An 886-nucleotide genomic window follows, 5' to 3' on the forward strand; every position below is an offset into this window, starting at 1 on the left:
CCCCGCACCCATCAGCCCAACAAACTCACAAGCCGCCCCCCGAATATCCAATATATCGCTAATAATCAAACTCATAACTCATAACTCATAACTCATAACTCATAACTCATAACTAAGAAGCGCCTCATTTTCCTGCATACGCATCGCCGCCGCTCCCCTCGCCGTTTTGTCGCCAAAGCCGCACAGGTGCAAAATGCCGTGAATCATCACGCGGCGAAATTCTTCCTGCTCGTCCGTGTGGTATTGCGCCGCATTCGAGCGCACCGTTTCCGTCGAAATAAACAAATCGCCGGAGAGAGTGTTGCCCGCCGAATAGTCAAACGAGATGATGTCGGTGTAATAATCGTGATGCAAATACTCCTGATTGACCCGCAAAATTTCCGCATCGGAACAAAAAACATAACTGATGTCGCCAATCTTTTTGTGATAGGTTTCCGCCACTTTTCGTATCCAATTCGTAGTTTTGCGGTGCTTAAACAGGGGTATTTTGACCCCAACTGCATTGTAAATGATTGCCATAAATTTCTAATTTTCTCTTAAAAAGTCCAATGTTTCAAAAATATCCTTTTGGGCGGCTGTCTGATTGATTTCGACCTCTCCAACGGCTTTCAGGAGGGTGAAATTGATTTGCCCGTTCTCATTCTTTTTGTCGTGCTGCATCAATTCGAGCAATTGCGGATAATCCTCACAGCCAAAGGCGAATATGCCATAGTGTGTTTTAACAAAATGCGCCATTTGCAGCAACAAATTTTTGTCAAACCCCAGCCGCACGAACGACAAATAAAGTTCGCAAACCAAGCCGTAACCCACCGCGTAGCCATGCAAAATCGGTTTTTTGCGTTGGTAAGAGAGGCTCTCAAATGCGGGCCCCAAAGTGTGCCCAAGG

At 46.2% G+C, this 886-nt stretch carries 2 protein-coding genes; both read right to left on the bottom strand.

What is annotated here, in order from left to right:
* Positions 1–99: 99 nt before the first annotated feature.
* Positions 100–519, bottom strand: coding sequence for an rRNA maturation RNase YbeY (gene ybeY / locus ASC50_RS01685; RefSeq protein ID WP_082592028.1), 420 nt, complete (start codon positions 517–519; stop codon positions 100–102).
* A 6-nt stretch (positions 520–525) separates the two neighbouring features.
* Positions 526–886, bottom strand: a 361-nt coding sequence (locus tag ASC50_RS01690) for a 3-dehydroquinate synthase family protein (protein ID WP_162491121.1), incomplete at its 5' end; no start/stop codon positions are given.

The sequence above is a fragment of the Candidatus Symbiothrix dinenymphae genome, from assembly GCF_001431085.1.